Annotated in this window: 2 protein-coding genes; both read left to right on the top strand. The window is 70.7% G+C overall.

Features of this window, described 5'->3' with window-relative positions:
- Window positions 1-295 precede the first annotated feature (295 nt).
- Entirely contained in the window at window positions 296-997 is a 702-nt protein-coding gene (locus Q0S71_RS09600) for an ATP-binding cassette domain-containing protein (RefSeq protein WP_295994249.1), read from the top strand.
- A gap of 2 nt (window positions 998-999) precedes the next feature.
- A partial coding sequence (locus Q0S71_RS09595) for an AAA family ATPase (RefSeq protein WP_295994252.1) occupies window positions 1,000-1,828 on the top strand: 829 nt, incomplete at its 3' end.

The raw sequence follows: 1,828 nt of genomic DNA, 5'->3' as shown, positions 1-1,828 counted from the left end.
GCGCCCGGCGCGAACGGCGCGCGCAGGCCTTCGGCGCCAGCGCCCAGCGCGACGCAGCACAGGAGGACGGGCAGGAGGCGGCGGGCTTGGGACATGGCGGCTTTCTCTGTGCGGCGCGGACGCGCCGGAAGGCTGAGATTGTAGGCCGGCCGGTGTTTTCGACGCGCGCGCCTGCGCCGGCGCACTTTCCGCTTGCCGCGCGTGGCCACTATTCACGATAATGCGCTACAGTCTCGTCCGGGCAATCCGCCCGCGCCATTCTTATCGCCTCCTTCCGCCCATGAGTGCTTCCGCCGTGCGTTTCCAACAGGTAGTCAAAAACTATGCGAGCGGCGCCGTGCTGCGCGGCGTCGATCTGGAGATCCGCGCCGGCGAGTGCTTCGGCCTGGTCGGCGTGAACGGCGCCGGCAAGACCAGCCTGCTCAAGTGCCTGTTCGATTTTTGCGCCCTCGACGCCGGCGCCATCGCCATCTTCGGCCAGCCGCACCGCGCCGCCGCCGCGCGCGCGCCGCTGGCCTACCTGCCGGAGCGCTTCCTGCCGCCCTACTACCTGAGCGGCGGCGCCTTCCTGCGCTATATGCTGACCCTGCACGGCGCGGCCTACGACGCGCGGGCGGTGGCGGCGATGCTGGCCGCGCTCGACCTCGACCCGGCCGCCCTGGCGCGCCCGGCGCGCGAGTACTCGAACGGCATGACCCAGAAGCTGGGCCTGGCCGCCTGCTTCCTGGCCGAAAAAGCGATGTATGTCTTCGACGAACCGATGAGCGGCCTCGATCCGAAGGCGCGCGCCCTGCTCAAGCGCCAAGTGCTGCGCCTGCGCGCGGCCGGCGCCACCATCTTCTTCACCTCGCACGCGCTGGCCGATGTGGGCGAATTGTGCGACCGCCTGGCCATCCTGCACGAGGGGCGCATCCGCTTCGTCGGCACGACGGCGCAATGTTGCGCCGCGTACGGCGCCGAGACACTGGAGCAAGCCTTTATGCATTGCGTCGCGTGAGCATGTACCGCCGCCACTTCGGCCTGAACGAAGCGCCCTTCGGCATGACGCCGAACCCGGCCTTTTTCTACAGCGGCAACACGCGCGGCGAGATGCTCGCCGCCCTGTTGTACGCCGTCACGCACGGCGAGGGCATCGTCAAGGTCACCGGCGAGGTCGGCAGCGGCAAGACCATGCTGTGCCGCATGCTGGAGCGGGCCCTGCCGCCCCGCGTCGACGCCATCTACCTGGTCAATCCCAGCCTGCGCCCCGAGGACGTGCTGTACGCCATCGCCGGCGAACTCAATCTGGACGTGGCCGGCCTGCGCACCGACGCCGTGCTGCGCCGCCTGCACGCCGAGCTGATCGACAAGCACGCGGCCGGCCGCCAGGTCGTGCTGCTGGTCGAGGAGGCCCAGGCGATGCCGCTCGACACGCTCGAGGAGATCCGCCTGCTGACCAACCTGGAGACCAGCCACCACAAACTGCTGCAGATCGTCCTGTTCGGCCAGCCGGAACTGGACGCCAGCCTGGAGCTGCCCTCGATGCGCCAGTTGAAGGAGCGCATCACGCACAGCTTCGCCGTGCCGCGCATGGAGGTCGCCCTGATCCCCGCCTTCCTGGCCTGCCGCCTCGAGGCGGCCGGACACAGGGGGCCGGCCCTGTTCGAGGCCGACGCGGTGCGGCAGATCGCCTTCGTGTCGCAGGGCATCGTGCGGCGCATCAACATCCTGGCCGACAAGGCCATGCTGGCCGCCTTCGCCGACGACGCCGCCACCGTCCAGGGCCGCCACGCGCGCGCGGCGATCCGCGACAGCGCCTTCGGCCGCGCGCCGCGCGGGCGCCGCGGCC

This window comes from Rugamonas sp. (assembly GCF_025354735.1).
In the GTDB taxonomy this organism is placed as follows: domain Bacteria; phylum Pseudomonadota; class Gammaproteobacteria; order Burkholderiales; family Burkholderiaceae_D; genus Rugamonas.
This window is presented reverse-complemented; position numbering and strand designations above follow the sequence as displayed.